We start from the raw sequence: 26,105 nt of genomic DNA, 5'->3' as shown, positions 1-26,105 counted from the left end.
ATTTCGCTGGGAAATCAGCTTTGCAGGCGCCGGCAAACCTCGTCGAGTTGCTCCAGCGTCGTGTAATGAATGCGCACGTCGCCGCCCTTGTTCTGATGATTTACCGTCACGCGCATGCCGGTCACATCGGAAAGCAGCTTTTCCAAAGCCCGTGTATCGGCGTCCTTTTCGCTGTCGCGCTCGGCCCTCGGCTTCGGTGTCGGCGACTCGCCGCCGCTTTGCGCCAAGGCCTCGGCCTGGCGTACTGACAGCCCATCGCGCACGATCTTGTCCGCGAGTGCGCCGGGATTCTCGGCGGTTATAAGCGTACGCGCGTGGCCGGCGGAGAGCGCGCCATTGGTGATCATGTCGCGTACAGGCTCCGGCAATTTCAATAGGCGCAGCGTATTGGCGACATGGCTGCGGCTCTTGCCGATCACTTGCGCAAGATCAGCTTGAGTATACTCGTGATCGTCTATAAGCTGTTGATATCCCATGCCTTCTTCGATCGGATTGAGATCGGCGCGCTGGACGTTCTCGATGATCGCAAGCTCAAGCGCAACGCGATCATTAACCTCGCGAATGATCACAGGGATCGATGCCACGCCGGCGCGCTGCGCCGCACGCCAGCGGCGTTCTCCGGCAATGAGTTCATAGTGATCCGGCGAACCGCTGACGGGACGCACGACAACCGGCTGGACGATGCCGTGTTTGCGGATCGACTGCGTCAGATCCTCAAGATCGCCTTCCGTGAAAAGCCGGCGCGGATTGCGTGGGTTGCGCGTAATGAATTCGATCGGAATGTTTCGGTCCTGAGGCGCCACCGGATGCGATGCGCTTTCCTCGGGAACGCGGTCCATTTCACCGATAAGCGCCGCAAGTCCACGGCCAAGGCGCTTTTTCGAGAGATCTTCATTCATGGTCGTCAACTTTCATAATCATTTCGTCTTCGAATCGATATTCAGGCCGCGCGCAGATGGCGCTCGCGCTGGATGACTTCCGATGCGAGCTGAAGGTAGGCCTGGCTGCCTGCGCATTTCAAATCATAAAGGATAGCCGGGATACCGTAAGAGGGCGCTTCAGAAACGCGAACATTACGCGGAATGACCGTCCGATAAACTTTGTCCCCCATGAACGAGCGTACATCGTCAACCACCTGCGTCGCCAGATTGTTACGGCCGTCATACATGGTGAGGACAATGCCCTGTATATTCAGCTGGGGATTGAGCGAAGCACGAACCTGGCTGACGGTTTCCAGCAGCTGGCTGAGCCCTTCGAGCGCGAAGAATTCACACTGCAAAGGCACCAAGACCGAGTCTGCAACCGCCATGGCGTTCATCGTCAATAGATTCAAGGAAGGCGGACAATCGATCAATATATAGGAATATGGCGAGGCGGCCGGGTTGCCACGGAAGGCCTTGCGCAATCGCGTGGCCCGGTCCGCAGCGTTGGCGATTTCCATTTCGACACCAAGGAGGTCGAGTGTCGATGGAATCAAAGACAAATTCGGAACTGCTGTCACAACCGCAGCGTCCTCCACCGATGCAGTCTGCATAAGTACATCATACGAGGAAACGTCGCGATTTTTGCGATCGATACCAAGCCCGGTGCTAGCATTGCCCTGTGGATCAAGATCGACCACCAGGACGTTCTCGCCAATAGCTGCCAAGGCCGTTGCCAGATTGATTGCGGTGGTTGTCTTGCCAACCCCGCCTTTCTGATTGGCTATGGTAATGATGCGAGTCTGACTGTTCATCACTATCTTCCTGAGCAGAAACCGTATTCCAGAGGCGGACGAATCGCGCGTGTGTTAGACGCGAGGTTCGGTTGGGCGCAGATTGCTGATCTGCAAGATTACCGAATCTTTGTCGACCGCACTTTGGTGTTCTACCAGATCGAAGACCCAATCGTCACGGGTTTCCGCGATTTCTCGCCGGTAATCCCGCCCTTTTTGAAAAAGCGCGGTCGCTCCGCCTCTGAGCCACGGGCCGGCAAGAACGAAGAGGTCACTTAAAGGTGCCAATGCACGAGCCGTCACAATATCCGGCGTTGCGATCTTGCTCCATACATTGTCTATCCGCGCCGCGTGAACGATCCCGGGTGCCTTGAACTGCCCGATCGCGGTCCGCAAGAACGCCGCCTTCTTGCCGTTGCTCTCAACCAGGTCAATTTTTCCGCCATGGCGTTCATTAAGAAGAATTGCGATTACGACGCCCGGAAAGCCTCCGCCCGACCCCAGATCCAGCCACGTCTTTGCATTAGGCGCGAGATTGAATAATTGCGCGCTATCGACAATGTGACGATCCCACAGCTGATCAAGCGTAGATGGGGAGGCGAGATTGATCGCCTTTGACCATTTGCGGAATAGGTCTTCAAACCCGATAAGATAATCGACTGTTTCACGTGAAACAGTGGATAACACTTTTTTTAGACTTGCTTCGCGCTGATCACTCACGCGACGTCTCGAGCGCCTGTTGTCACCTTGCGTATCTGGGTAATGATCAGAGCAAGGGCTGCCGGTGTCATCCCATCAATGCGCTGGGCTTCCGCGATCGACCGCGGCTGTCGCTGTTTCAGCTTTTGCTTCAACTCGTTCGAAAGTCCCGAAGTCGTTGCAAAGTCAACCGACGCAGGAATCACGAGAGCTTCCTCTCGCTCCATTGCCGCGACGTCGGCCTTCTGGCGGTCGAGATAGACAGCGTACTGCGCTTCGATTTCCAGCGCTTCGGCAATGCGCGGATTGAGTTCACCAATTTCGGGCCAAATCCGCTTGATCCGACCAAGATCAATATCCGGAAAGGCCAACAGCTCGTAGGCCGACCGGCGAATGCCATCACGGTTGAGATGCAGATCATGAGCAGCGGCGGCGTTCGGTGTAATACTGAGGCTCTGCGCAAGTTCACGCGCCGCATCGAGGTCGCGGGTCCGTGCTGCAAAGCGCGCACGACGCGCAGCACCGAGAATGCCCAGCTTCTCGGCCACCGGCGTCAAGCGTTCGTCGGCATTGTCAGCACGAAGCGACAGCCGGAATTCTGCACGGGAGGTAAACATTCGATAGGGTTCGCTCACACCGCGGGAAGTCAGATCATCGACCATCACACCAATATAAGCTTCTGTCCGCTGCATAATAACCGGGTCACCAGCCCCTGCCAAGCGAGCCGCATTTAATCCAGCCAGCAGACCTTGAGCGGCAGCTTCTTCGTAACCCGTAGTCCCATTGATCTGCCCTGCCAGAAACAGGCCGCCGATGCGCCGCGTCTGTAAAGCCCGGTCAAGTTCGCGTGGATCGATAAAATCATATTCGATCGCATAACCAGGCTGCAACATTGTAGCGTGCTCAAGTCCTGGGATCGTCTTCAAAAGATCGACCTGTACGGCTTCCGGTAGCGACGTCGAAATACCGTTTGGATAGACCGTCTGGTCGTCGAGACCTTCGGGCTCCAGGAAAATCTGATGCCCGTCACGGTCGCCGAATTTGACGATTTTGTCTTCGACCGATGGACAATAGCGCGGACCAATCCCTTCGATCGAACCTGAGTACATCGCCGAGCGATGCAGATTCGCCCGGATGATGTCGTGGGTCCTGAGCGTCGTACGGGTAATGCCACAATCAAGCTGCGGGTTATTGATGGCATCCGTCATCAGCGAGAAGGGCAGGGGCTCTTCATCCGCCGACTGGACATCCAGTCCGTCCCAGTCAATGGTTCTACCGTCCAATCGTGGTGGGGTGCCCGTCTTAAGCCGACCCAGCGCAAACTCGTGACGCATGAGCGTATCGGAGAGTCCCAGAGCCGGCGCTTCGCCCATTCGGCCCGCCGGTATCTTCTTCTCACCGATGTGGATGAGACCGCGAAGAAAAGTTCCAGTCGTCAGCACGACGGCGCCGCAAGAGAGCACGCGCCCGTCCATGAGTTGAACACTGCTGACTTTACCGTCAGCGATAATCAGGTCATTGGCTCCGCCCTCGACCACGTCCAGATTTGGCTGCTCTGCGATAGCTTGCTGCATTGCCAGCCGGTAGAGCTTGCGGTCGGCCTGCGTTCTCGGCCCGCGCACCGCGGGGCCCTTGCGGCGGTTGAGCAATCTGAACTGAATACCCGCAGCATCCGCCACACGCCCCATCAAGCCATCAAGAGCATCGATCTCTCGGACGAGGTGGCCCTTACCCAAGCCGCCGATGGCGGGATTGCAGGACATAACTCCAATTGTTTCCGCGCGATGTGTTACCAGCGCGGTTTTCGCGCCAAAGCGCGCGGAGGCTGCCGCAGCCTCGCAGCCAGCGTGGCCACCACCGATGACGATGACATCATAGACGTCTTGCACGATACATTGCTTTCAGAGATTCGAATCCTTGCCTTGATGGGCAAAACTCAACGTGGAGTCAAGTATGGGCCGCTATACAATGTTTCACGTGAAACATCAGTATTTCGAAAAGCTCGTTTGACTCGATGTTTCACGTGAATCATTTGCCGATGCAGAACTGCGAGAAGACGACATCAAGTATATCCTCAACATCGACATGGCCCGTAATTCGTCCCAGCGCGAAGGAAGCGCGTCGCAAGAACTCGGCCCGCACTTCGAGAGGCGCATTGTCTTGTCTGACGGCCATTTCAAGTTCGTGGCTCGTTACCGCCAGAAGCTCGAGATGACGGCGTCGCGTCGGTAATGGATCACTCAAATTGCCCGCAGCCTCGGCGGCGCGTTTAGCGAAGATCGCGAGCAACGCTTCAAGTCCATCATTGTCTCGTACCGAAATCACCAGATCGCAGTCATCTCGTTTATAGGCCGGGTTCAGGTCGAACTTGGTGCCAACGCGCAGCACGGCCGCGTTATCGACATCTCCCGGGAAGTCGGCGGCAGCATTGGAAAGATCGACCAGCGCGACCACCAGGTCGGCGGCCGCGGCGCGTTCTCGTGCACGATTAATTCCGATGCGTTCGACTTTTCCCTCCGTGTCACGCAAGCCTGCCGTGTCCGTCACGAGGACCGGAAGGCCTCCGAGGTCAAGTTTGATCTCAATTAAGTCGCGTGTTGTTCCAGGCTCGTCGGAGACGATGGCGACATCGCTTCCCGCAAGCGCATTGAGCAGACTTGACTTACCTGCGTTGGGCTCTCCTACTATGACCACACGGAAGCCGTCGCGAACAAGAACACCTCGCTTGCCGTCCGCCACGTGCTTGCTAATCCGTTGGCCGAGTTCGCTAAGATCGGTCCACACCTGATCCGAGACTGAGCCCGGCACATCCGCCTCGTCGGCAAAGTCGAGTTCTGCTTCGATAAGCGCGCGCGCGCGAATGAGTTCCTGGCGCCAACCCGAATAGAGCGACGCTTGCGCTCCCGAGGCAATGTGCAAGGCGAGCCTCCGCTGCCCCTCGGTCTCGGCAGCAATGAGGTCCGCAAGCCCTTCGGCGACCGTCAGGTCGAATTTGCCATTTGCATAGGCGCGCTTGGTAAACTCGCCGGCCTCGGCCATCCGACAACCCTCAAAGGAGTACATGCAGGTAATCATTGCGTCGACGACCGCCTTGCCGCCGTGCAGATGAAATTCCCCGCACTCCTCACCGGTGAAACTCCTCGGAGGCGGAAAATAGATAACAAGGCCTCGGTCGATAGGATTACCGTCACCATCAACGAATGTTCTCAGCGCAGCCACGCGTGGCGCTGGCAACTTACCGCAGATTGTTTCGATAACGAATCGAGTCTCTGGTCCAGACAGGCGGATGACCGCGACACCGGAAGGCAGTCTGCCACTAGAAAGTGCGAATATAGTCTCGCCGGAGACGCTCTGTTTCATTTTAATCATCCGTACTAGAATGTCTCAATAGCCATTCAAGGCTTCTTCGAAAAGGCTGCAGCGAAGATGACTGAGCAACGAAACCTACTTGGCCAGGAATCAAGCCCTTACCTGCGTCAGCACGCCACGAATCCTGTCCATTGGCGGGCGTGGGGTCCTGCTGCACTCGCCGAGGCACGGGATGTGCAAAAGCCTATCCTGCTATCTGTGGGTTATGCCGCTTGCCACTGGTGCCACGTTATGGCCCACGAGTGTTTCGAAGACACCGAGGTGGCGACTCTGATGAACGAGCTTTTTGTCAACGTCAAGGTCGACCGCGAGGAGCGACCCGACATCGACCAAATCTATATGGCCGCGCTCGGCGCTATGGGCGAACAGGGCGGGTGGCCCCTGACGATGTTTCTAACGCCGGAAGCAAAGCCTTTCTGGGGCGGCACCTATTTTCCGAAGCATTCACGCTATGGCAAGCCCGGCTTTCTCGATGTCCTGCGCCTGATCAGCAAGGTGTGGCATGAAGACAGGATTCGCGTCGAACAAAACGTTCAGGCTCTAGTGAATCATGTCAGCAGTCGCCTTGATGCGCGTGCGGAGCCGTCAAAACTTGATGCAGCACTCTTTGATCAATTCGCCAACAATGTCTTCGAAATGATGGACCTCGAGAAAGGCGGCATTGCCGGTGCGCCCAAGTTTCCGAGTGCGCCGTTCATGGATGCTTTATGGCTGTCCTGGCTGCGTACGAGTGCGAAGACCCATCGCGACGCCTTTTTGACCAGCCTGCATATGATGCTGCAGGGAGGAATCTACGATCACCTAGGGGGAGGACTGTCGCGTTACTCGGTGGACGAGAACTGGCTCGTGCCGCATTTCGAAAAGATGCTTTACGACAATGCACAGATGATCCGCCATGCCACTTGGGCATATGCGGCGACGGGCGAAGAATTGTTTCGTGAACGAATCGAAGAGTCAGTTGCGTGGCTAGAACGCGATATGCGTATCGATGGCAGGTTCGCTGCGAGCCTCGATGCAGATAGTGAGGGCGAAGAAGGCCGCTTCTACGTGTGGTCGAGCAAAGAGGTGCCGGGCGACGCGGATTTCGAGACCTTCCGCGAAGTCTACGATGTGAGCGAAGGCGGTAACTGGGAGGGTAAAAATATCCTTAACAGATTGCGAACGCCTCGATTGGGCAGCGCCCACGAAGAGGCAGATCTCGCTCGCCAACGGCGCAAGCTTTTTGAGTTACGCGAGGCAAGGCCGAGACCTGGCCGGGACCATAAAGCACTAACCGACTGGAATGGCCTTGCCATTCGTGCGCTTGCCGAAGCTTCGGCTCTATTTGATCGCCCGGATTGGCAGGCGCTTGCGATTGAAACCTATCGTTCCGTTGCCGAATCGATGGTCGAGGATCGTCTTCCTCACTCAGTCTTGGGAAATTCGCGCCAATTTCCGGGATTGTCGTCCGACTATGGCGCCATGATGAATGCCGCGCTTTCATTGTATCAGGTAACGCATGAGCACGCCTATATCGCCGACGCTCGCCGCTGGCTTGCTGCGCTTGATGATTGGTATCAAGCTCCGGACGGCGGATATGCCCTGACCGCTTCCGATAGTGGCGACGTTGTCATCCGCGTGCGCGGGGACCAGGATGAGGCCATACCAAGCGCGACCGGCCAGATCATCGAGGCCATGGCGCGTCTTGCCACGCTATCCAACGACGACCAGCTGCGCGAGCGAACGGAGCGGATGACGGAAGGTGCAATCGGCCGTGTGCTGCAGCAGCGTTTCGGCCAAGCCGGGGTTCTCAACAGCGCCAGCCTGCTGCTCGAGCCTTTGAAACTCACCATTGTGACGCCAACCCTCGATCACCCGCTGGTGGAGACCGCACGGCGTTCTCCCGATCCGCGGCGCAGCGATATCTGGATTGAATTCACCGAAGGCAAGAAGGTCGAACTCATAGGCGGCGGTGGCGATGTCACAATAGAAAAACCCGCGGCCTATCTTTGCCGCGGGTTTGTATGCCTTGCACCTGTAACATCTGCCGAAGCGCTGTCTGCACTGCTTCGACCGGGCAGCTAGGTTATGTATTCATCGAGTCGAAGAACTCGCCATTGGTCTTGGTCTGCTTGAGCTTGTCGATGAGGAATTCTATCGCGTCGGTCGTTCCCATAGGCGCCAAAATGCGGCGCAGAACGAAGATCTTCTGGAGATCCTGGCGGGGAACGAGAAGGTCTTCCTTGCGCGTGCCGGACTTCAGAATGTCCATCGCCGGGAAAATACGCTTGTCGGCGACCTTGCGGTCGAGCACGATTTCCGAGTTGCCGGTACCCTTGAATTCTTCAAAGATAACTTCGTCCATGCGGCTGCCGGTATCGATCAGGGCCGTCGCGATGATTGTCAACGAACCGCCTTCTTCGATATTGCGGGCCGCGCCAAAGAAACGTTTCGGACGCTGCAGGGCGTTGGCGTCGACACCGCCGGTCAGAACCTTACCCGATGACGGCACGACCGTATTGTAGGCGCGTCCGAGGCGGGTGATGGAATCGAGGAGGATAACGACGTCGCGTCCGTGCTCAACCAGCCGCTTGGCCTTTTCGATCACCATCTCGGCGACCTGAACGTGGCGCGAGGCCGGCTCGTCGAATGTCGATGATACAACTTCGCCCTTTACCGAACGCTGCATGTCCGTGACTTCTTCCGGACGCTCATCGATGAGAAGAACGATGAGATAGCATTCGGGATGATTGGCAGTAATGGAATGAGCGATGTTCTGGAGGAGGACAGTCTTACCCGTACGCGGCGGTGCAACGATGAGACCGCGCTGGCCTTTACCGAGCGGCGCGACGAGATCGATCACGCGCGCTGACAGATCCTTGGTGGTCGGATTTTCCAGCTCCATCTTGAAGCGCTCGTTCGGATAGAGCGGCGTCAGATTGTCGAAGTGGATCTTGTGGCGGATCTTCTCGGGGTCTTCGAAATTGATCGTATTGACCTTGAGCAGCGCAAAATAACGCTCGCCTTCCTTCGGGCCGCGAATGGGACCCTCGACCGTATCGCCGGTCTTCAGCGAAAACCGCCGTATCTGCGACGGCGAAATATAAATATCGTCCGGACCTGGGAGGTAGTTGGCGTTGGCGGACCGCATAAAGCCAAATCCATCCTGCAAGATTTCGACAACGCCCTCGCCGATGATCTCGACTTCTTGCGAAGCCAGCTTTTTCAGTATCGCAAACATCAATTCCTGTTTGCGCATGACGCTGGCATTTTCCACCTCAAGCGACTCCGCAAAGGCGAGAAGGTCAACCGCCGTCTTGTTCTTGAGTTCTTGTAGTTTCATTTCCTGCATGTGTGGCGGAACTCTTAATTTTAATGTTGAGAAATGGGAAAGGGAAATGACGATGCCCAAACGCAGTGCCAGAAAAAAGATTTGGCTGAAGATGCTGTGGCGGTATTTCCGGAGAGGAGGCCCCTATCTAGCTAATCCAGCCAGCAAGGGCAAGTGATTTCATGATTGGTTTTGATGCTAGATTAGCAGTTTCTGTGATCAATCAAAATGGCTTTATGATGACCATGATGACGATAATGACCATGAGAAGCGTCGGAACTTCGTTCATCAGCCGCCAGAAGCGCTGAGATTTGACATTTCGGTCCTCGGCAAACAACTTCACCGACTTCGAAAAGTAACCATGGACGCCTGAAAGAATGAGAACGGCCAGAAACTTGACGTGGAACCAGCCATCCATATAGGCCGCACTCTTCCAGGCGAGCCATAGGCCCGCAACCCACGTCACCCCCATTGCAGGGTTGATGATTGCCTTAAGCAGCCGTCGTTCCATGACCTTGAAGGTCTCGGACTCGCTCGACCCCGGCTGAACCGCGCAATGATAGACAAACAGGCGTGGAAGATAGAGCATCCCGGCCATCCATGAAATCACGGCGATGACATGGACAGCCTTCACCCATAAATAGGCATCGTCAGGATAGAAAACAACCAGGACAACCAGGCACAGCGCAACAGCCGCGACGATCACACGCGGAAGAAGCGGAACATTGCTGGAGTTGGTCTCAGCTGAACCCGAATTACTCATCGATCGAACCCCGTATTCGCCATATCAGGGCCGCGGAGACGCGAGGCCCACGCGGTGGATCATCTGCTCCACATGCGCGACAGGGGCGTCCGGCGTAATGCCATGACCGAGATTGAATATCAGCGGGCCATGTCCCAAAGCTTCGAGAATTGCATCGACACCATCGTCGAGCGGTTTGCCGCCGGCAACGACCCGTAAGGGATCGAGGTTACCCTGAACCGGACCACTACCCTGCAAGGATGACGCCATGGAAAGCGGCACAGACCAATCGAGGCCCAGTGCTGTAACGCCGGTTCGCTCACGATAGTTGGCATAAAGTGCGCCTGCGCCCTTTGGAAATCCGATGATCGGCACAGTCGGATGAACCGCCCGAACCTTCTCCACGATCCGCGCTACCGGAGCGATGCAAAATTGTTCGAACGACGCTTCGTCGAGAACACCTGCCCAGGAATCGAAGATTTGCACGGCATCGGCGCCGGCCCCAATTTGCCTGATGAGATATTCGGCTGAGACATCGGCAAGCTCGTCCAGCAATTTCTGAAATGCATCGGGATGGCGATAGGCGAAAAGACGGGCCGGCGCCTGGTCCGGCGTACCGTGTCCGGCGATCATATAGGTCGCAACGGTCCAGGGCGCCCCGCAGAAGCCGAGCAGCGTCGTCTCGTTAGGCAGCTGCTGGCGCAGAAGCCGAACGGTCTCGTAGACCGGCTCCAGGCGATCAGCCGCCCCACCCGATTCAAGCCAGAATATTCCATCGACATCGATCGGCGTCATCAACGGACCGCGACCTTCTTCGAAACGAAGATCACGACCCAGTGCGTGCGGCACGACGAGAATATCGGAAAACAGAATTGCCGCATCAAAGCCGAACCGACGGATCGGCTGCATGGTCACTTCGACGGCAAGGTCGGGTGAATAGCAAAGGTCGAGAAAACTTCCAGCGTTCTTTCTGACCTCCCGGTATTCAGGCAGATAGCGCCCCGCTTGGCGCATCATCCAGATTGGAGGAGGGAAGACAGTCTCGCCTCCAAGGACTTTCATCACTTTGCGAACCATCGTTCTCTCCACCCTGTTCTATAAAAAAGAAATTCAGATCTATTTTGGATTTTCTGATTCTTAGAGTCTGTTTGTACTGGGAATTACCGGAATGCCAGAACTTTCCCACAGCTAACAATTGAACGATTAGTCCGGGATAGCCAAACAGATTCTGGAAGGTTTTGTAAGGACTGTCGATTTTATAAATATAATTCAATGAGTTATGTTGAGGGTATCTGTGGAAATTCCTGTGAAGAAATGGCGGACAAGCATGGAGAGATTTTGAATTTCCCCACAGTGCCGCAGCCCTGCGAAGAGACGCCCACAGGCGTGCCCGCTGTGGATGACTTGCCAAGAATTCACATGGCTGCCATCTGTTGTGGCAGGCGGGGCGTTTTATCCCCAGCCATCAACAGAGCGTGGAAATTCCTGTGACGAAACCGGTAAACTACTTCCATCTCCACATGATTTCTGATGCGACCGGAGAGACTCTCATCGCCGCTGGCCGAGCGGCCTCGGCGCAATATGCCCATGCGCGGGCGATCGAACACATTTATCCGCTGATACGCACGGAAAAGCAGATCCGCCGCGTGCTCGACAGCATAGATGCCGAGCCCGGAATCGTTCTTTATACGATTATCGATCAACGCCTTGCGGCGATGATCCACGACGGCTGTGTGGCGCTGGGCGTGCCCTGCGTCTCGGTGCTGGAACCCGTTCTCGGAATATTTCAATCTTATCTGGGCACGCCGGCGGGGCGACGCGTCGGCGCACAACATGTCCTCAACGCCGAGTATTTCCGCCGCATCGATGCGTTGAACTTCACCATGGAGCACGATGACGGCCAATTGCCGCTCGACATGGAGGAAGCGGATGTCGTCCTCATCGGCATTTCCCGAACGTCTAAAACGCCGACAAGCATTTATCTCGCAAATCGCGGTATCAAGACGGTCAATGTGCCGATCGTCGTCGGCGTTCCGATACCCGATGTTCTTGTTCGCTCGCAAAGGCCGCTGGTCGTTGGACTTGTCGCGTCTGCCGAACGGATATCGCAGGTGCGCCAGCACCGGGTGCTCGGCGCTTCGCAGAATTTCGATGCTGAGCAGTACCTCGATCGCGCCAACATCATCGAGGAATTGACCTATGCGAGGCAGATATGTCATCGCCACAACTGGCCGATGATAGATGTATCGCGCCGCTCCATCGAAGAAACCGCTGCCGCGGTGCTTGCCCTCCGTGCAGAGGGGCGATAACGCAACCAGCAACAATCACGAGGACGACGCCATGGATATTATCCTAGCCTCCAAGAGCCCGTTCCGCGCCACGCTCTTGAAAAACGCCGGTATTAGCTTCACGGCGCAAGCGGCGAATATCGACGAGCGCGCGGTGGAAGCGCCGCTTTACGACACCGGCGCAACACCCGAAGATGTCGCGCTTGTTCTTGCCGAAGCCAAGGCGCTCGATGTAAGCGAACGCAATCCCGGGGCCTTGGTGATCGGGTCGGATCAAACCTTGTCCCTTGGCGATGAGGTGCTGCACAAACCTGCCGACATGGATGCTGCCCGCCGGCAATTGCTCAAGCTTTCGGGCCAGACCCATCATCTGAACAGCGCTGTGGTGCTTGCCAGGGACGGCGAGACCTTGTGGCGACACGTATCGGTGGCCCGCATGACGGTGCGCGATCTCGACCCGGGCTTTATCGGTCGTTACCTTTCTCGTGCCGGCGAGATTGCCCTGCAAAGTGTCGGTGCCTATCAGATCGAGGGCGAGGGCGTGCAATTGTTCGAAAAGATTGACGGCGACTATTTCACCATTGTCGGCCTGCCCTTGCTGCCATTGCTTGTTGAACTGCGCCGGGAAGGTGCCATCGATGGCTGACGCATTGCATGCCTTTGTTGCTGGTTATCCCATTCGCCATTCGCGCTCGCCGCTCATTCATGGCCATTGGCTGAAGACCCATGGAATTGCCGGCTCCTACCGGGCGATTGAAGTTGCGCCTGATAGTTTCGCGAACTTCGTCACCGGGATGCGGCAGGCCGGTTTGGTCGGCGGCAATATTACCCTTCCACACAAGGAAGCAGCCTTCGCTCTCGCCGATAGGCTCGATGCCGCTGCAGAGGAGATTGGGGCGGTCAACACGCTTTGGTTCCGCGACGGCGCGCTTTGGGGCGGGAATACGGATGCCTATGGCTTTGCGGCAAATCTCGACGCTTATGGCCCGGGCTGGGACAAGGGCAGCAGCGCACTTGTTCTCGGCGCGGGCGGCGCCAGCCGCGCCATTGTCTATGCGCTGAAGCAGCGCGGCTTCAGCGATATCCGCATCGTCAATCGTACCCTTGGCCGTGCGCAGGAACTTGCCGACCGATTTGGCAAAGGCGTTAGCGCTCATTCCTGGGCGGCCGTGCCCGAACTGACACGGGACGCCGATCTCATCGTGAATACGACTTCGCTCGGCATGGAAGGCAAGGATGAACTGGAGATTGATCTTGCAAGTGCCAGACCGGACGCCCTGGTCACCGATATTGTTTACGTTCCGCTCGAAACACCGCTGCTGCATGCCGCACGCGCTTGCGGATTGAAGACCGTCGATGGGCTCGGCATGCTGTTGCATCAGGCGGTACCCGGCTTCGAACACTGGTTCGGGAAAAGGCCGGAAGTAACCGTTGAATTGCGCGACCTTGTGCTCGCGGATATGGCAAAGCGATGATCGTGCTTGGGCTCACCGGATCTATCGGCATGGGCAAATCCACCGCGGCGCAGATGTTCATGGATGCCGGAATTCCGGTACATTCGGCCGATGACGCCGTGCACAGGCTTTACTCCGGCGTCGCCGTGCCCCTGATCGAAGACGCGTTCCCTGGAACGACGGCGGGCGGCACGGTTGATCGCACGAAGCTCTCGTCGGCCGTCGTCGGCAATCCCGAGGCGTTGAAGCGGCTCGAGGCAATCATCCACCCGCTCGTTCGCGACGAAGAAATCAGGTTTCGCGATGAGGCGCGGGAGCGCGGGGAAAAGTTGATTGTCCTCGACATTCCGCTCCTGTTCGAAACTGGCGGCGAAAAGCGCGTGGACAAGGTTCTCGTCGTTTCTGCGCCGGAAGAGGTGCAACGCCAACGCGTCCTCGATCGGCCGGGCATGACGCCGGAAAAGCTCGAAGCAATCCTGGCCCGCCAAATGCCCGACGCCGAAAAGAGAAGGCGGGCGGATTTCGTTGTCGACACGCGTTACGATTTTGCTATCACGCGCGCCGCAGTCAACAAGATCATCGCGGCGCTGATCGCTGAGGCGTGAGCCCTCGTTCGTTGAAAAGGGGATACTGACAATCCGGACTTGCCCCACGCGCTGGTTTCATGGAACGTGGGCAAAAAAGGTGAGTCGATGCGCGAGATCATTTTCGATACGGAAACAACCGGCCTTGACCGGCTGGAGGACCGCGTCATCGAAATTGGCGGCGTCGAACTGATCAACCGGTTTCCGACGGGCCGTACGTTCCACGTCTTTATCAATCCTGAAGGCAAGGCTGTTCACGCCGATGCGCTGGCGGTTCATGGCATCAGTAACGACAAGCTGCTCGACAAGCCGCTCTTTGCCGGCATCCTGCATGACTTCCTGGATTTCATCGACGGCGCCAAGCTGATCGCGCATAACGCGATGTTCGACATCGGCTTTATCAATACCGAGCTCAATCGGCTTGGTCATCCGCCGATCCATACGGACCGGGTCGTTGATACGCTGGCGCTCGCCCGCCGCAAGCATCCGATGGGCCCAAACTCGCTTGATGCGCTCTGCCGGCGCTACGGCATCGACAACAGCCACCGCACCATGCACGGCGCGCTTCTCGATTCGCAACTGCTCGCCGAGGTCTATATCGAACTTATCGGCGGCAAACAGGCGGCGCTCGGTTTGACCATCGCCGAACACGGTGACAGCGGCCGCACGGGCGGCGAGTCTCGCGTGATCCTGATTTCACCGCGCCCAGTGCCGCTGAAGCCGCGCCTGACCGAGGCTGAAATATCCGCCCATGCACAACTCGTCGCAAAGATCGGCGAAAAGGCCATCTGGAACGAACGCGCCGTCGTTCACCAATAAAAAACCCGGGACCACCAGCCCGGGTTTTCTCAAATCAAACGTATTCGGCTCAACTGACCTTGGCCTTGGCCTGTTCCTCGGCCATGCGCTGCTGAAACATCTGCGCGAAATCGATCGGATCGATCATCAGTGGCGGGAAACCGCCGTTGCGGGTGGCTTCTGCAATGATCTGGCGCGCGAACGGGAAGAGAAGGCGCGGACATTCGATGAAGAGCAGCGGCAGCAAATGTTCCTGCGGGAAACCAACGAGACGGAAGACGCCGCCATAGACGAGTTCGGCATTGAAGAGGACTTCCTTGCCTTCGCCGGCCTTGGCCGAAAGTGTCAGAACGACATCAAAGTCATTCTCGGCAATCGGATTGGCATTGACGTTCACGTTGATGCTGATCCCGGGTGCCTTGTCGCGCGGACGCAGCGAAAGCGGAGCGCCCGGGCTCTCGAAAGAAAGGTCTTTTACATATTGAGCCAGAATGTTCAGCGTCTGCTGCGGGCTCGTACCATTCCCATTGGTCACTTCGTTGCCGTTTTCGGCATTCTCGTCAGGCTTTTGAGCCATTGTCTGGAAACCTTCTTTTGTTGCGTCCGCTTCGGCGGTTATCGATTTGGATGTGGCTCGCTAGCATGTGTGCCTTAGCGAGGCAAGCCGCGACCTCTAATCCTATAGTTCCAGCAGCCTAGGCCCAGAGCCGTAAAACTCTCTGCCTCAAGGTTTGGGGTTCCACGGCGAATCGGGGTCTGGCTTCCTTGAAAAGTCCTCCGGATTAAGATCGATCACCCTGTCCCTCCGACCCGGCGGATCCGAACGCGGCGACCGGCGCATACCGGGCTTGACGACGACGATGCGGTCCTTGACCAGCCGCCAGCCGACATCCCGCACTGCCGGAATGAACAGAAGTAGGCCAATGATATCGGTAATGAACCCGGGAACGATCAGGAGGAAGGCCGCGACGATCAACATGACACCGTGAACGAGTTCGCGCCCCGGCGTGCGACCGGCTGCCGTCTCGGACCGAATACGCTGGATCAGACCGAAGCCCTGTACACGCAGAAGGAAGACGCCGAGAAAGATCGACAGTATCACCAGGCCCAGCGTCGCTAGCACGCCGATCTTGCTGCCGACGATGACAAATCCGGCAATCTCCAGGAACGGCAGGGCGAGCAGGAGCAGGGGGACGAAAAGCGATCGCAAAACTAATTTACCTTTCACAGGACATATGGGGATATTATCCATTCCCCGCGTCGATTTCATGCCTATATAGGCAAGCAAGATGAGCATTTGTATGATTGCCATTGGCAATCTATATGAATTTGGTATTTCGGCAGAAGATCGAAGACCCTAACGAACGCTGGGATGAGTGGCAGGCGACATGGAATATCTGGACTTTGGAACGATTTTCTTCTTCGTGGCGGCGGTGGTGATCTTCCTCCAGCTGCGCAAGGTCCTTGGCCGGCGGACCGGCAACGAGCGCCCTCCGTTCAATCCCTATACCCGAACAGCCGAGGTCGATGACAAGTCCAAGCCGAGCGACAACGTTGTTTCGCTGCCGCGTCGCGGCGAAGTGAAGGAAAGCAGCTTCGAAAAGGTCGATGCTGTTGCCAAGCCGGGTACGCCGCTCAATGACGGATTGCGGGCGATTCAGAATGCCGATCCGACATTCGAGCCGGCAAAATTCCTCGACGGGTCGAAGATGGCCTATGAAATGATCGTCATGTCCTTTGCCGATGGCGATCGCAAGACGCTGAAGTCGCTCCTGTCACGCGAAGTGTTTGACGGTTTCGTCGCTGCAATAGCCGATCGGGAGTCGCGCGGCGAAAAGGTTCAGTCGTCCTTCGTTGGCATCAACAAGGCTGATATTATCGGCGCCGAGATGAAGGGCACGGAATCGCACGTGACTGTGCGCATTGTCAGCGAACTGATCTCCGCAACGCTCGACAAGAACGGTACGGTCATCGACGGCGACAAGGAAGCCGTTGCCGAGGTCAAGGATGTCTGGACGTTCGCCCGTGACACGCGTTCGAAGGACCCCAACTGGAAGCTCGTGGCGACCGAAGCGGAAGATTAATCAGCAATTGAGATAAAGCCATGCTGTCGCCCCTGTTCAAGCCGGTGGATTTTGCAGATTGCCCCGGTTGGCAAGACGATCACCACCTTCCCGCTTTCGAAGCCTTCCGGCGCTCCGCGCAGCATGTACTGGAAAAGCCCTATAAGAGCGGCTCCCTAGGCATCAGTTTTGAAGTGCTAGCGCCGATTTTTGCTGATTCACGTGAAACATCGGTGGAGACCGACGCGGCAGCGCGGCAGTTCTTCGAGCGCTGGTTCAGGCCGGCCGTTGTCCGGCCGGCGGATGCCGAGGATGGATTTGTAACGGGCTTCTACGAGCCAGAGGTAGTGGCTTCGCCCGTCCGCACCGATCGGTTCACTGTCCCTTTTCTCGGCCGCCCGGCCGATCTCGTCGATGTCGATAACGGCAATCGACCGCAAGACTTCGATCCCTATTTCGCCTTTGCGCGAAAAACGCCCGAAGGTTTGACCGAATACTTCGACCGACCGGCAATCGAGAGGGGGGCGCTTTCCGACCAGGGTCTCGAGATCGCCTTTGTCGAAAGCCCGGTTGACGCATTCTTCATTCACGTCCAGGGCGCGGCTCGCCTCAACATGACCGATGGCCGCCTCCTGCGGATCACCTATGCTGCGAAAACCGGGCACAGGTTTACCGGTATCGGCAGGATTCTTCTCGAAAGCGGAGAAGTTCCGGCTGAAAAAATGTCGATGCAGGCTATCCGCGCCTGGCTGGCGGCAAATCCGGACAAGGCCCAGGCGCTTATGTGGAACAACCGTTCCTACATCTTTTTCCGCGAAGCCGATGTCGAAGATGAAACGCTTGGACCTGTCGCGGCAGCGAAAGTGCCGTTGACCAACGGCCGCTCGCTTGCCGTTGACCGCTTGCTGCATACATTTGGCACGCCGTTCTATATCCATGCGCCGGACTTGAAGGCATTTGGCGGGGACGGCTTTTCCCGTTTGATGATTGCGCAGGACACCGGCTCGGCAATTGTCGGCCCGGCGCGGGGCGATCTTTTTGCCGGATCGGGCGACGCGGCCGGCGAAATCGCCGGCGGCATCCGCAACCGTGCCGATTTTTATGCGCTGGTACCCCGTTCGCTGCTGGCCGCGGCGCGATGAGGAAGCGGCCGCAGGATGGATTCGCCACGCTTGAAGACCGGATCCTCTGGGAGACGGTGGCAAAGACCGCGCGGCCGTTGAAGGGCAAGACCAAGCCACTCTTTCTCAGCGACGATCCAGAGAAGGAAGCCAAGGTCCATCCGTCCGCGCCGGAGAATACAAAGCTGACAGCCATCGGCCCTGCTGCTCCAAAAGCCCCGCCGCCGCATCGTCTGCATCCGATCGACCGTCCGACGCACAAGAAGATCGCGCGCGGGCGCGTCGACATAGAGGCGAGGATCGATCTCCATGGCCTGACGCAAAGCGAGGCACATGGGCTGCTGCTCGGATTTCTGCAAAGGGCGCATTTGCGCAAGCTGCGCTACGTGCTGGTCATTACCGGTAAGGGTTCTTCATTCGGAAGCGACGGCGTGCTGAAGCAGGCTGTGCCACTATGGTTTGCGACGCCGTCGTTCCGCCCGCTGGTCAACGGCTATGAGGACGCGGCCCGAAACCATGGCGGCAGCGGCGCAATCTATGTGCGCATGCGCCGCCTGAGCGATGCGCCATGACGCCGTTCGGGAAAAAACTTCGCGATCTCCGGGGCGAGCGGGGAATCTCCCAAAAGGAAATGGCGAAGGCGATCGGCGTCTCGGCTGCTTACCTTTCGGCACTCGAGCACGGCAATCGTGGCCAACCGACCTGGGACAAGCTGCAGCGCATCATCCAGTACTTCAACATCATCTGGGACGAGGCGGAGGAATTGCAGCGGCTCGCGATGATTTCGGACCCGCGCGTCACCATCGATACCGGCGGTCTTTCGCCGGCAGCGACAGAGCTTGCCAACCTGCTGGCGATCACCATTGCCGATATGGATGATGCGACCGCCCGCGAACTGATCGAGCGATTGAAAACCGTGCCGAAACGCTGAACCCGTAGTCTAGAACAATGCCCGCAGCTGATCGATTTTCTCGTTCACCAGCCAGCCATAATAATTTTCGGCCGGAAACTCAGGCGCCTGGCCATTGGCGATACGCGCGGCGTTGGCGTCGGCTAGCGCGCGCGCGCGTGCATCGGCACCGCCTGTATTGTACAGCGTCGCGGTGACGCCGGGATTCTTGGAAATGTCGAAATCGGCAACGCGGCGGTAGACTTCGATGGAGTGCTTCAGCGTCGCCGCCATGTAGGGCAACGTCAGATCGGGATCCATGATGGTCTTGTAGACCTCGGCCGCGTGGTCGGCATCGAGCTTGGGCAGGCCCGAATACCGATTGACCATATCGGTCATCTGCAATGCGACCAGCGGGCTAAGCTGACCGAGGCCGAAACTCTGGCCGGCATAGAAGGGCTGAAAGAACACAGTGCTGAAACGGTTGTCGGGGAAGCGCTTGCCGCCTACCGTCTTGCCGCGAAAATCATGGTCCCAAACGTCCTCCCGGCAGGTCCAAAAACGTAAGCTGTCCTTGAACTGCGCGCATTCCGAAAATTGCGGGCGCTTGACGAAAGTCCCGATGGTCTCGCCTTGATAGTCGAATGCGAGGCCCTGCTGCACGTAGGAAATCGCCTTGACGTAGTAGGTTTGCAGGCGGTCATAGGCGTCGACATTATAGGTGTGCTCGCCGATCAATGCGCCGGCAATGTGAACCGGATCGATGCCATAGGTCCGGGCAACGCTGGCGATCTTCGAGCGCAGTTTGGAGTCCGTTTTCAGCAGATTGTAGATCTTCTGGTACTTGGCTTCGTAGGTGGTGTTGAGATCGCGGGTGCGTTTTGCCGACGCAGCCGGAACGCCAGGCTGGCTGGCATTGCGATTTCCTTCCGGAACGACTGTCACGGCTGTCGCCGTCGGCACGGCCGCAAAAAGCGCGAGCGCAAGGCTCATCGTGAGGCAGATCAGGTGGTTTCTCATAGCGGTCCAGAATTCCGTCGGGCGTTCCAAATAGCCTCTTGCTCACGCGAAAGCCAGAAAAACCTCATCGTCAGCGCCCCGCTCAAAAGAAAAATGCCTCCCCGGCTGGCAGGGAGGCATTGATTCGCATTGCAAAATGCGCCGCTGTCGCACTTGCAGGAAACTAGAGAATGAAGCGCGAAAGATCGCTATTCTTGGCAAGGTCGCCGACGGTCTCGCGGACATATTTGGCGTCGATCGTGTGTTCGGTCCCGGCTTTGTCCGGAGCCGAGAACGAAATCTCGTCAAGAACCCGCTCCATGACGGTTTGCAGCCGCCGCGCCCCGATGTTCTCCACGGTAGAATTGAGGTCCACCGCGATATCGGCAAGCGCGTCGATGGCATCGTCCGTGATGTTGAGCGTCACGCCTTCCGTTTCCATCAATGCGATATACTGCTTCAGGAGGCTAGCCTCCGGCTCGGTCAGGATCTGGCGCATGTCATCGCGCGAAAGCGCGCTGAGCTCGACCCGGATCGGCAGACGTCCCTGCAATTCCGGCAAGAGATCCGAGGGCTTTGCGACATGGAAAGCGCCCGAGGCGATGAACAGGATGTGGTCGGTCTTGATCGGCCCATACTTGGTCGCAACAGTCGTGCCCTCGACGAGCGGCAGCAGGTCGCGCTGCACCCCTTCCCGGGAAACGCCGGCTCCGACGCCGCCGTCGCGCGCGGCGATCTTGTCGATCTCGTCGAGGAAGACGATGCCGTCATCCTCAGCCGAACGCATGGCTTCCTTGGTGATCTGTTCCTGGTCGAGCAGTTTGTCCGACTCGTCATTGATCAGAACGCCGTAGGAATCCTTGACCGTGGTCTTCACTGTCTTGGTGCGACCGCCCATGGCCTTGCCGAGCATGTCGCTGAGATTGAGCACGCCGATATTGGCGCCGGGCATACCCGGCAATTCAAAATTCGGCATGCCTGAGCCGGTTTCCGCGACCTCGACCTCGATTTCCTTGTCATCGATCAGGCCGTCGCGAAGTTTCTTGCGGAAGGAGTCGCGCGTTGCCGGGCTGGCCGTCTTGCCAACAAGGGCATCGAGGACACGCTCTTCGGCGTTGACGTGAGCGCGAGCCTTCACTTCTTCGCGCTTCTTTTCGCGGACAAGGCCGATTGCGACCTCGACGAGATCACGGATGATCTGTTCGACGTCGCGGCCGACATAGCCGACTTCGGTAAATTTCGTGGCCTCGACCTTGATGAACGGTGCGCCGGCGAGCTTGGCAAGGCGGCGCGAGATTTCGGTTTTGCCGACGCCTGTCGGTCCGATCATCAGGATGTTCTTGGGCATGACTTCTTCGCGCATCTGGCCCTCGAGCTGCTGGCGGCGCCAACGGTTACGCAGGGCGATGGCAACGGCGCGTTTTGCGTCCTTCTGGCCGATGATGTAGCGATCGAGCTCAGAGACGATTTCACGGGGAGAAAATGTTGTCATTGTAATCTCGTTTCATCTGAAGAAAGTTCAGGATTGTCGCGCGCCATCATGAGGGCGGGACCATAGATGGTTGTGCGGGTGTCGAAAGCGATAAAGCCTGCTTTCTTGTAAGCTTTGACCGCGTGGGCGTTGGCCGGATCGGGATCGACGATCACCCGGGGCACGCCCTCTTCGAACAGGAGCGATACGAATTCGTCGAGGAGCCTCGGCCCGTGGCCCTGTCCGATCAGGTCGGGCTCGCCGATGAACTGGTCGAGACCGAGCGTTCCCGTCGGCTGATCCTGATAGGGATGATCGTCCTCCAGATGCGGATCATAGGTCTGCAGATAGCCGATCGCTTCGTCGCCAAGCATGATGATGAAGGGTTCCACCGAAACGCTGTCCATGCTTTCCATGATCAAGGCCATTTCTTCATCGGGGCTCTTGCCCCACCACTTCGCCACATGCGGTTCCGCCAGCCACTCCATGATCATGTTGAGGTGGCGCGGCTCAACCGGAATGAAGCGGTAGTGATAGTGTGGCTCATTCGGCATCGAGACTCTCGAGGGTTACGCTCGTATTGGTGAAAACGCAGATATCCGCGGCGATCTGCATGGCTTTGCGGGCAATTTCCTCCGCGCCAAGGTCGGTGTCGGCAAGTGCGCGCGCTGCCGCGAGGGCGTAATTGCCGCCTGACCCGATCGCCATGACGCCGAATTCCGGCTCCAGCACATCGCCTGTTCCTGTGAGAGCGAGCGTAACCGATTTGTCGGCGACAAGCATCATCGCCTCAAGGCGGCGCAGATAGCGGTCGGTTCGCCAGTCCTTGGCGAGCTCGACGCAGGCGCGCATCAGCTGGTCGGGATATTGTTCAAGCTTGCTTTCGAGCCGTTCGAGCAGGGTAAAGGCGTCTGCGGTGGCGCCGGCAAATCCGGCGATGACATTGCCCTTGCCGATGCGGCGCACCTTGCGTGCATTGCCCTTCATGACCGTGTTGCCGAGGCTGACTTGTCCGTCACCGGCAATGACGACCTTGCCGTTCTTGCGAACCGTAACGATGGTCGTGCCATACATGGTGGAGGGATTGTGTTCTTGCATTGGGTTCTCCTTCAAGCAGGTCCGATTATGCTCCAATTGGCAGCAGATCGAACCCCTTCTGTGCCACTTATGTATGACGCGGCCGCCGAAATGCAAATGCTGCCGGAATCTGCGCCATCAAAGCATTTGGAGATTCGCCGCCCATGTTCTAGAAGGCCACAATTGAAAGCCAGCTTGCGGATCCATGTGGCGGGAAAACAGTAGATGAGCAGCCCTAACAAACGCACGGCAAAGATCGAGCGGACCACCAAGGAAACCTCGATTGCCGTATCGGTTAATCTGGACGGTACCGGCACGTTCAACGTGGCAACGGGCGTCGGTTTCTTTGATCACATGCTGGAACAGCTCTCGCGCCATTCTCTGATCGACATGGACATCAAGGCGAATGGCGATCTTCACATCGACGATCACCACACCGTGGAGGATACGGGCATTGCCATCGGCCAGGCGATCGCCAAGGCTCTCGGCGACCGGCGCGGGATCAATCGTTATGCCTCGCTCGACCTTGCAATGGATGAGACGCTGACCAGAGCGGCGCTTGACGTTTCGGGCAGGCCGTTCCTCGTGTGGCAAGTCGAGTTCTCGGCACCGAAAATCGGCACATTCGATACTGAGCTTGTTCGCGAGTTCTTCCAGGCCCTGTCGCAGAATGCCGGCATCACCTTGCACGTAACGAACCTTTACGGTGCCAACAACCATCATATTGCCGAAACCTGTTTCAAGGCGGTGGCACGAACGTTACGTAACGCCATCGAAACCGATCCCAGGCAGAAGGACGCGATCCCTTCCACCAAGGGTACGCTCAACGGCTAGCGGAGGTTTGGGTCATGGCGAGCTTCCTGGTATTGACACCGCGACCAGACAATGGCGGGCGCAATGAGGACAAGACCGTCTTCATCCGCGACGGCTTTGCGTTTCTCGCGCTCCTTCTGCCTTTTGTGTGGCTGCTCTTTCACAGATTATGGTTCGAGGCGGCCATGGTGCTTGCGGCCGGTGTCGCGATTTCGGCGGTCGGCAGCTATACGGGCCACGATGGAGCTGCCGGGCTGATCGGATTTCTGGTATCGCTGCTTGTTGGGCTGGAGGCGAACCATTGGCGCGCGGCCGCTCTTGAGCGGAGCGGCTTCGAACTTGCCGGCGTCGTCGATGCGCACAACGCAAGCGACGCCGAAACGATCTGGTTTCTCGGAACAGAGCGTTTCCGTCCGGTGCTCCCGGCTAAAAATCCCGTCCCGACCCCCGATACGCCGGGTTTCGCGGCGACGCCGCGTCCGGCACCGCTCGGCGGAATGGTCGGGCTCGTCAGCCATCGCGGAGAGAATTGAGCATGCGCGTTGCCATCATCGACTATGGCTCCGGCAATCTCCGCTCGGCCACGAAGGCATTCGAGCGGGCATCGCGCGAAGCCGGAATAGGTGCGGAGATCGAACTCACAGCCGATGCTGATCGGGTGCTGGGCGCCGACCGCATCGTCCTGCCGGGCGTAGGGGCCTATGCCGATTGTCTCAAAGGTCTTGATGCGGTTCCCGGAATGGTCGAGGCGATCCATGAGGTCGTGATGGAGAAGGCGCGGCCGTTCCTTGGCATTTGCGTCGGCATGCAGCTCATGTCGTCGCGCGGGCTGGAGAAGACGATCTCCGTCGGGTTCGACTGGATCAAGGGTGATGTCCGCGAAATGGTCCCTTCCGATCCGGCGCTGAAAATCCCGCAAATTGGCTGGAACACCATCCGCCTGACGCGTCCGCATCCGCTCTTCGACGGAATCAGGACGGGACCGGAAGGCCTTCACGCCTATTTCGTGCATTCCTATTTTCTCGATGCGGAGCTTGAAAACGACGTGATCGCCGTTACCGACTACGGCGGCAGTGTGACGGCCGCTGTTGCCAACGACAATATGGCGGGGACGCAGTTTCATCCGGAAAAGAGCCAGGCGCTCGGCCTGGCTCTCATCGCCAACTTTCTGAGGTGGAACCCGTGATACTGTTTCCGGCAATCGATCTCAAAGACGGGCAATGCGTGCGCTTGAGGCTCGGCGATATGGAGCAGGCGACCGTTTACAATACGGACCCGGCGGCGCAGGCGAAGGAATTCGAGGACCAGGGCTTCGAGTGGTTGCACGTGGTTGACCTCAACGGCGCCTTTGCTGGCCAGTCCGTCAACGGCGCGGCGGTCGAATCCATCCTCAAGGCGACCAAAAATCCTGTCCAGCTCGGCGGCGGCATCCGCACGATCGCGCACATCGAGTCGTGGCTGGCAAAGGGCCTTGCGCGTGTCATCCTCGGTACCGTCGCCGTTCGCGATCCCGCACTGGTTATCGAAGCCTGTAAAACGTTCCCCGGCAAGATTGCTGTCGGCATCGATGCCAAGGGTGGCAAGGTTGCGGTCGAAGGTTGGGCGGAAGCATCCACGCTTGGCGTGATTGAACTTGCGCAGAAGTTCGAAGGAGCGGGCGTTGCCGCAATCATCTACACGGATATCGATCGCGACGGCGTTCTTGCCGGCATCAATTGGGAATCGACGCTGCAACTGGCCGAAGCAGTGTCCATACCAGTCATTGCTTCGGGCGGCCTTGCCTCGATCGCCGATATCTTGCGCATGACCAAGCCCGATGCGGCACGGCTCGAAGGCGCGATTTCCGGGCGCGCACTTTATGACGGCCGCATTGATCCGGAGGAAGCGCTGACGGTGCTTCGGCAAGCACGGGAGCGCGCTGCATGACCCTTAAAGCCCGGGTTATTCCCTGCCTCGACGTCAAGGACGGACGCGTGGTCAAGGGCGTCAATTTTGTCGATCTGATCGACGCCGGCGATCCGGTGGAGGCAGCCAAGGCCTATGACGCGGCGGGCGCCGACGAGCTTTGCTTTCTCGATATCACCGCTTCGTCGGACAATCGCGAGACGATTTTCGATGTGGTGGCTCGCACGGCCGAGCAGTGCTTCATGCCGCTGACGGTGGGCGGCGGCGTGCGTACCGTTGCCGACATCCGCAAGCTGCTGCTTGCCGGGGCCGACAAGGTTTCGATCAACACAGCCGCTGTCAAGAATCCCGAATTCATTGCCGAGGCGGCTGATAAGTTCGGCAATCAATGCATCGTCGTTGCCATCGACGCAAAGAAGGTATCAGGCGAGGGCGAGGCGGACCGCTGGGAAATCTTCACCCACGGCGGCAGAAATGCCACGGGCATTGATGCAGTGGACTTTGCCCGCAGAGTCGTCGATCTCGGCGCCGGCGAAATTCTGTTGACCTCGATGGATCGGGATGGCTCGAAGATCGGCTACGACATTCCCGTAACGCGCGCTATTGCCGATGCGGTCAAGGTTCCCGTCATCGCATCGGGAGGGGTCGGCAATCTCGACCATATGGTCGAAGGCATACGCGAAGGTCATGCCTCCGCCGTTCTTGCAGCATCCATTTTCCACTTCGGCACGTATTCGATTGGCGAAGCCAAGGCCCACATGGCGGCAGCGGGAATTCCGGTGCGCCTTGATCCCATCCGCTGAGTTGGA

Annotated in this window: 29 protein-coding genes; 15 read left to right on the top strand and 14 right to left on the bottom strand. The window is 57.9% G+C overall.

Translation table 11 applies throughout. The features are described 5' to 3' along the window. Window positions 1-14: 14 nt before the first annotated feature. The 5 genes from BR48_RS0108700 to mnmE form a co-directional block, all read right to left on the bottom strand. Window positions 15-899 carry a ParB/RepB/Spo0J family partition protein gene (locus BR48_RS0108700; protein ID WP_027230943.1) on the bottom strand — a complete coding sequence of 295 codons (885 nt, stop codon included), beginning with the start codon at window positions 897-899 and terminating at the stop codon, window positions 15-17. 41 nt (window positions 900-940) lie between these two features. After that, the gene (locus tag BR48_RS0108695; protein ID WP_027230942.1) at window positions 941-1,735 is read right to left on the bottom strand and encodes a ParA family protein; all 795 of its coding nucleotides are present in this window, start codon (window positions 1,733-1,735) and stop codon (window positions 941-943) included. 54 nt (window positions 1,736-1,789) lie between these two features. Next, a complete protein-coding gene (gene rsmG, locus BR48_RS0108690) occupies window positions 1,790-2,434 on the bottom strand; it encodes a 16S rRNA (guanine(527)-N(7))-methyltransferase RsmG (protein ID WP_027230941.1) in 645 nt (214 codons plus the stop codon). Continuing rightward, window positions 2,431-4,302 (bottom strand): tRNA uridine-5-carboxymethylaminomethyl(34) synthesis enzyme MnmG, encoded by a 1,872-nt coding sequence (gene mnmG, locus BR48_RS0108685; protein ID WP_081815799.1) that lies wholly within the window; start codon window positions 4,300-4,302, stop codon window positions 2,431-2,433. Before mnmG ends, rsmG begins: the two co-directional genes overlap by 4 nt. Before the next feature lie 139 nt (window positions 4,303-4,441). Then, entirely contained in the window at window positions 4,442-5,773 is a 1,332-nt protein-coding gene (gene mnmE / locus BR48_RS0108680) for a tRNA uridine-5-carboxymethylaminomethyl(34) synthesis GTPase MnmE (protein ID WP_027230939.1), read from the bottom strand. 66 nt (window positions 5,774-5,839) lie between these two features. Here mnmE and BR48_RS0108675 point away from each other — a divergent pair, with 66 nt between their 5' ends. Continuing rightward, window positions 5,840-7,846: a thioredoxin domain-containing protein gene (locus BR48_RS0108675; protein ID WP_027230938.1), complete on the top strand. Its 2,007-nt coding sequence runs from the start codon at window positions 5,840-5,842 to the stop codon at window positions 7,844-7,846. Between the two features lies 1 nt (window position 7,847). Here BR48_RS0108675 and rho read toward each other — a convergent pair whose 3' ends face one another. The 3 genes from rho to hemE form a co-directional block, all read right to left on the bottom strand. Then, the gene (gene rho / locus BR48_RS0108670; protein WP_027230937.1) at window positions 7,848-9,113 is read right to left on the bottom strand and encodes a transcription termination factor Rho; all 1,266 of its coding nucleotides are present in this window, start codon (window positions 9,111-9,113) and stop codon (window positions 7,848-7,850) included. Between the two features lie 202 nt (window positions 9,114-9,315). Then, complete coding sequence (hemJ, locus tag BR48_RS0108665) at window positions 9,316-9,855, bottom strand: protoporphyrinogen oxidase HemJ (RefSeq protein WP_027230936.1); 540 nt, start codon at window positions 9,853-9,855, stop codon at window positions 9,316-9,318. Window positions 9,856-9,879: 24 nt separating this feature from the next. Then, on the bottom strand, window positions 9,880-10,911 hold the full coding sequence (gene hemE, locus BR48_RS0108660; RefSeq protein ID WP_027230935.1) for a uroporphyrinogen decarboxylase: 1,032 nt from the start codon (window positions 10,909-10,911) through the stop codon (window positions 9,880-9,882). Window positions 10,912-11,321: 410 nt separating this feature from the next. On the opposite strand from hemE, the gene BR48_RS0108650 reads away from it, so the two are divergent. The 5 genes from BR48_RS0108650 (at window position 11,322) to dnaQ (ending at window position 14,979) form a co-directional block, all read left to right on the top strand. Beyond that, complete coding sequence (locus tag BR48_RS0108650) at window positions 11,322-12,143, top strand: pyruvate, water dikinase regulatory protein (protein ID WP_027230934.1); 822 nt, start codon at window positions 11,322-11,324, stop codon at window positions 12,141-12,143. A gap of 31 nt (window positions 12,144-12,174) precedes the next feature. Continuing rightward, entirely contained in the window at window positions 12,175-12,768 is a 594-nt protein-coding gene (locus BR48_RS0108645; RefSeq protein WP_027230933.1) for a Maf-like protein, read from the top strand. Beyond that, entirely contained in the window at window positions 12,761-13,597 is an 837-nt protein-coding gene (locus BR48_RS0108640; protein WP_027230932.1) for a shikimate dehydrogenase, read from the top strand. Before BR48_RS0108645 ends, BR48_RS0108640 begins: the two co-directional genes overlap by 8 nt. After that, on the top strand, window positions 13,594-14,181 hold the full coding sequence (gene coaE, locus BR48_RS0108635) for a dephospho-CoA kinase (protein WP_027230931.1): 588 nt from the start codon (window positions 13,594-13,596) through the stop codon (window positions 14,179-14,181). The genes BR48_RS0108640 and coaE overlap by 4 nt, the downstream gene beginning before the upstream one ends. A gap of 87 nt (window positions 14,182-14,268) precedes the next feature. Then, entirely contained in the window at window positions 14,269-14,979 is a 711-nt protein-coding gene (gene dnaQ / locus BR48_RS0108630) for a DNA polymerase III subunit epsilon (protein ID WP_027230930.1), read from the top strand. A gap of 49 nt (window positions 14,980-15,028) precedes the next feature. On the opposite strand, the gene secB is transcribed toward dnaQ, so the two are convergent. Both secB and BR48_RS0108620 read right to left on the bottom strand, forming a co-directional pair. Then, a complete protein-coding gene (gene secB, locus BR48_RS0108625; protein WP_051614699.1) occupies window positions 15,029-15,535 on the bottom strand; it encodes a protein-export chaperone SecB in 507 nt (168 codons plus the stop codon). Window positions 15,536-15,682: 147 nt separating this feature from the next. After that, window positions 15,683-16,168: an FxsA family protein gene (locus tag BR48_RS0108620; protein ID WP_027230928.1), complete on the bottom strand. Its 486-nt coding sequence runs from the start codon at window positions 16,166-16,168 to the stop codon at window positions 15,683-15,685. 178 nt (window positions 16,169-16,346) lie between these two features. Between BR48_RS0108620 and BR48_RS0108615 the strand changes: the two genes are divergently transcribed. From BR48_RS0108615 to BR48_RS0108600, 4 genes are read left to right on the top strand one after another with little or no spacing between them, the layout of a single operon-like run. Beyond that, window positions 16,347-17,042 carry a Tim44/TimA family putative adaptor protein gene (locus tag BR48_RS0108615; protein WP_027230927.1) on the top strand — a complete coding sequence of 232 codons (696 nt, stop codon included), beginning with the start codon at window positions 16,347-16,349 and terminating at the stop codon, window positions 17,040-17,042. A 20-nt stretch (window positions 17,043-17,062) separates the two neighbouring features. Further along, window positions 17,063-18,163, top strand: coding sequence for a murein transglycosylase A (locus tag BR48_RS0108610; protein WP_027230926.1), 1,101 nt, complete (start codon window positions 17,063-17,065; stop codon window positions 18,161-18,163). Then, window positions 18,160-18,714, top strand: coding sequence for a Smr/MutS family protein (locus BR48_RS0108605; protein WP_027230925.1), 555 nt, complete (start codon window positions 18,160-18,162; stop codon window positions 18,712-18,714). The genes BR48_RS0108610 and BR48_RS0108605 overlap by 4 nt, the downstream gene beginning before the upstream one ends. After that, window positions 18,711-19,073, top strand: a complete 363-nt coding sequence (locus BR48_RS0108600) for a helix-turn-helix transcriptional regulator (protein WP_027230924.1) — start codon at window positions 18,711-18,713, stop codon at window positions 19,071-19,073. The genes BR48_RS0108605 and BR48_RS0108600 overlap by 4 nt, the downstream gene beginning before the upstream one ends. A 9-nt stretch (window positions 19,074-19,082) precedes the next feature. Here BR48_RS0108600 and BR48_RS0108595 read toward each other — a convergent pair whose 3' ends face one another. The 4 genes from BR48_RS0108595 to hslV form a co-directional block, all read right to left on the bottom strand. Next, window positions 19,083-20,051, bottom strand: coding sequence for a DUF1402 family protein (locus BR48_RS0108595; protein WP_036813569.1), 969 nt, complete (start codon window positions 20,049-20,051; stop codon window positions 19,083-19,085). Window positions 20,052-20,214: 163 nt separating this feature from the next. Then, window positions 20,215-21,522: an ATP-dependent protease ATPase subunit HslU gene (gene hslU, locus BR48_RS0108590; RefSeq protein ID WP_027230922.1), complete on the bottom strand. Its 1,308-nt coding sequence runs from the start codon at window positions 21,520-21,522 to the stop codon at window positions 20,215-20,217. Further along, window positions 21,519-22,055, bottom strand: a complete 537-nt coding sequence (locus BR48_RS0108585; protein ID WP_027230921.1) for a GNAT family N-acetyltransferase — start codon at window positions 22,053-22,055, stop codon at window positions 21,519-21,521. Before BR48_RS0108585 ends, hslU begins: the two co-directional genes overlap by 4 nt. After that, window positions 22,045-22,599: an ATP-dependent protease subunit HslV gene (gene hslV / locus BR48_RS0108580; protein ID WP_027230920.1), complete on the bottom strand. Its 555-nt coding sequence runs from the start codon at window positions 22,597-22,599 to the stop codon at window positions 22,045-22,047. Before hslV ends, BR48_RS0108585 begins: the two co-directional genes overlap by 11 nt. A gap of 204 nt (window positions 22,600-22,803) precedes the next feature. Between hslV and hisB the strand changes: the two genes are divergently transcribed. The 5 genes from hisB to hisF are packed head-to-tail and all read left to right on the top strand — an operon-like array spanning window position 22,804 to window position 26,099. Beyond that, on the top strand, window positions 22,804-23,412 hold the full coding sequence (gene hisB, locus BR48_RS0108575; RefSeq protein ID WP_027230919.1) for an imidazoleglycerol-phosphate dehydratase HisB: 609 nt from the start codon (window positions 22,804-22,806) through the stop codon (window positions 23,410-23,412). A gap of 14 nt (window positions 23,413-23,426) precedes the next feature. Then, entirely contained in the window at window positions 23,427-23,924 is a 498-nt protein-coding gene (locus BR48_RS0108570) for a DUF2628 domain-containing protein (protein WP_027230918.1), read from the top strand. 2 nt (window positions 23,925-23,926) lie between these two features. Next, on the top strand, window positions 23,927-24,577 hold the full coding sequence (gene hisH / locus BR48_RS0108565) for an imidazole glycerol phosphate synthase subunit HisH (protein ID WP_027230917.1): 651 nt from the start codon (window positions 23,927-23,929) through the stop codon (window positions 24,575-24,577). Further along, window positions 24,574-25,317, top strand: coding sequence for a 1-(5-phosphoribosyl)-5-[(5-phosphoribosylamino)methylideneamino]imidazole-4-carboxamide isomerase (gene hisA / locus BR48_RS0108560; RefSeq protein WP_027230916.1), 744 nt, complete (start codon window positions 24,574-24,576; stop codon window positions 25,315-25,317). The genes hisH and hisA overlap by 4 nt, the downstream gene beginning before the upstream one ends. Next, window positions 25,314-26,099, top strand: coding sequence for an imidazole glycerol phosphate synthase subunit HisF (gene hisF, locus BR48_RS0108555; protein ID WP_027230915.1), 786 nt, complete (start codon window positions 25,314-25,316; stop codon window positions 26,097-26,099). Before hisA ends, hisF begins: the two co-directional genes overlap by 4 nt. Window positions 26,100-26,105 lie beyond the last annotated feature (6 nt).

The organism is Phyllobacterium sp. UNC302MFCol5.2, from assembly GCF_000686005.1.
Taxonomy (GTDB): Bacteria; Pseudomonadota; Alphaproteobacteria; order Rhizobiales; family Rhizobiaceae; genus Phyllobacterium; species Phyllobacterium pellucidum.
The sequence above is the reverse complement of the archived record's forward strand: the minus strand, read 5'-3'. Positions and strand labels throughout refer to the sequence as shown.

What these genes read in the sequence shown, in the direction of transcription:
- BR48_RS0108570 (WP_027230918.1), top strand. Translation starts at nt 23,427, where the DNA reads ATGGCGAGCTTCCTGGTATTGACACCGCGACCAGACAATGGCGGGCGC.
- hemJ (WP_027230936.1), bottom strand. Translation starts at nt 9,855, where the DNA reads ATGAGTAATTCGGGTTCAGCTGAGACCAACTCCAGCAATGTTCCGCTT.
- BR48_RS0108605 (WP_027230925.1), top strand. Translation starts at nt 18,160, where the DNA reads ATGAGGAAGCGGCCGCAGGATGGATTCGCCACGCTTGAAGACCGGATC.
- hisF (WP_027230915.1), top strand. Translation starts at nt 25,314, where the DNA reads ATGACCCTTAAAGCCCGGGTTATTCCCTGCCTCGACGTCAAGGACGGA.
- hisH (WP_027230917.1), top strand. Translation starts at nt 23,927, where the DNA reads ATGCGCGTTGCCATCATCGACTATGGCTCCGGCAATCTCCGCTCGGCC.
- hslV (WP_027230920.1), bottom strand. Translation starts at nt 22,599, where the DNA reads ATGCAAGAACACAATCCCTCCACCATGTATGGCACGACCATCGTTACG.
- BR48_RS0108585 (WP_027230921.1), bottom strand. Translation starts at nt 22,055, where the DNA reads ATGCCGAATGAGCCACACTATCACTACCGCTTCATTCCGGTTGAGCCG.
- BR48_RS0108615 (WP_027230927.1), top strand. Translation starts at nt 16,347, where the DNA reads ATGGAATATCTGGACTTTGGAACGATTTTCTTCTTCGTGGCGGCGGTG.
- coaE (WP_027230931.1), top strand. Translation starts at nt 13,594, where the DNA reads ATGATCGTGCTTGGGCTCACCGGATCTATCGGCATGGGCAAATCCACC.
- BR48_RS0108695 (WP_027230942.1), bottom strand. Translation starts at nt 1,735, where the DNA reads ATGAACAGTCAGACTCGCATCATTACCATAGCCAATCAGAAAGGCGGG.
- hslU (WP_027230922.1), bottom strand. Translation starts at nt 21,522, where the DNA reads ATGACAACATTTTCTCCCCGTGAAATCGTCTCTGAGCTCGATCGCTAC.
- rho (WP_027230937.1), bottom strand. Translation starts at nt 9,113, where the DNA reads ATGCAGGAAATGAAACTACAAGAACTCAAGAACAAGACGGCGGTTGAC.
- BR48_RS0108675 (WP_027230938.1), top strand. Translation starts at nt 5,840, where the DNA reads ATGACTGAGCAACGAAACCTACTTGGCCAGGAATCAAGCCCTTACCTG.
- hemE (WP_027230935.1), bottom strand. Translation starts at nt 10,911, where the DNA reads ATGGTTCGCAAAGTGATGAAAGTCCTTGGAGGCGAGACTGTCTTCCCT.
- BR48_RS0108595 (WP_036813569.1), bottom strand. Translation starts at nt 20,051, where the DNA reads ATGAGAAACCACCTGATCTGCCTCACGATGAGCCTTGCGCTCGCGCTT.
- BR48_RS0108645 (WP_027230933.1), top strand. Translation starts at nt 12,175, where the DNA reads ATGGATATTATCCTAGCCTCCAAGAGCCCGTTCCGCGCCACGCTCTTG.
- dnaQ (WP_027230930.1), top strand. Translation starts at nt 14,269, where the DNA reads ATGCGCGAGATCATTTTCGATACGGAAACAACCGGCCTTGACCGGCTG.
- secB (WP_051614699.1), bottom strand. Translation starts at nt 15,535, where the DNA reads ATGGCTCAAAAGCCTGACGAGAATGCCGAAAACGGCAACGAAGTGACC.
- BR48_RS0108610 (WP_027230926.1), top strand. Translation starts at nt 17,063, where the DNA reads ATGCTGTCGCCCCTGTTCAAGCCGGTGGATTTTGCAGATTGCCCCGGT.
- mnmE (WP_027230939.1), bottom strand. Translation starts at nt 5,773, where the DNA reads ATGAAACAGAGCGTCTCCGGCGAGACTATATTCGCACTTTCTAGTGGC.
- BR48_RS0108600 (WP_027230924.1), top strand. Translation starts at nt 18,711, where the DNA reads ATGACGCCGTTCGGGAAAAAACTTCGCGATCTCCGGGGCGAGCGGGGA.
- BR48_RS0108700 (WP_027230943.1), bottom strand. Translation starts at nt 899, where the DNA reads ATGAATGAAGATCTCTCGAAAAAGCGCCTTGGCCGTGGACTTGCGGCG.
- BR48_RS0108640 (WP_027230932.1), top strand. Translation starts at nt 12,761, where the DNA reads ATGGCTGACGCATTGCATGCCTTTGTTGCTGGTTATCCCATTCGCCAT.
- hisB (WP_027230919.1), top strand. Translation starts at nt 22,804, where the DNA reads ATGAGCAGCCCTAACAAACGCACGGCAAAGATCGAGCGGACCACCAAG.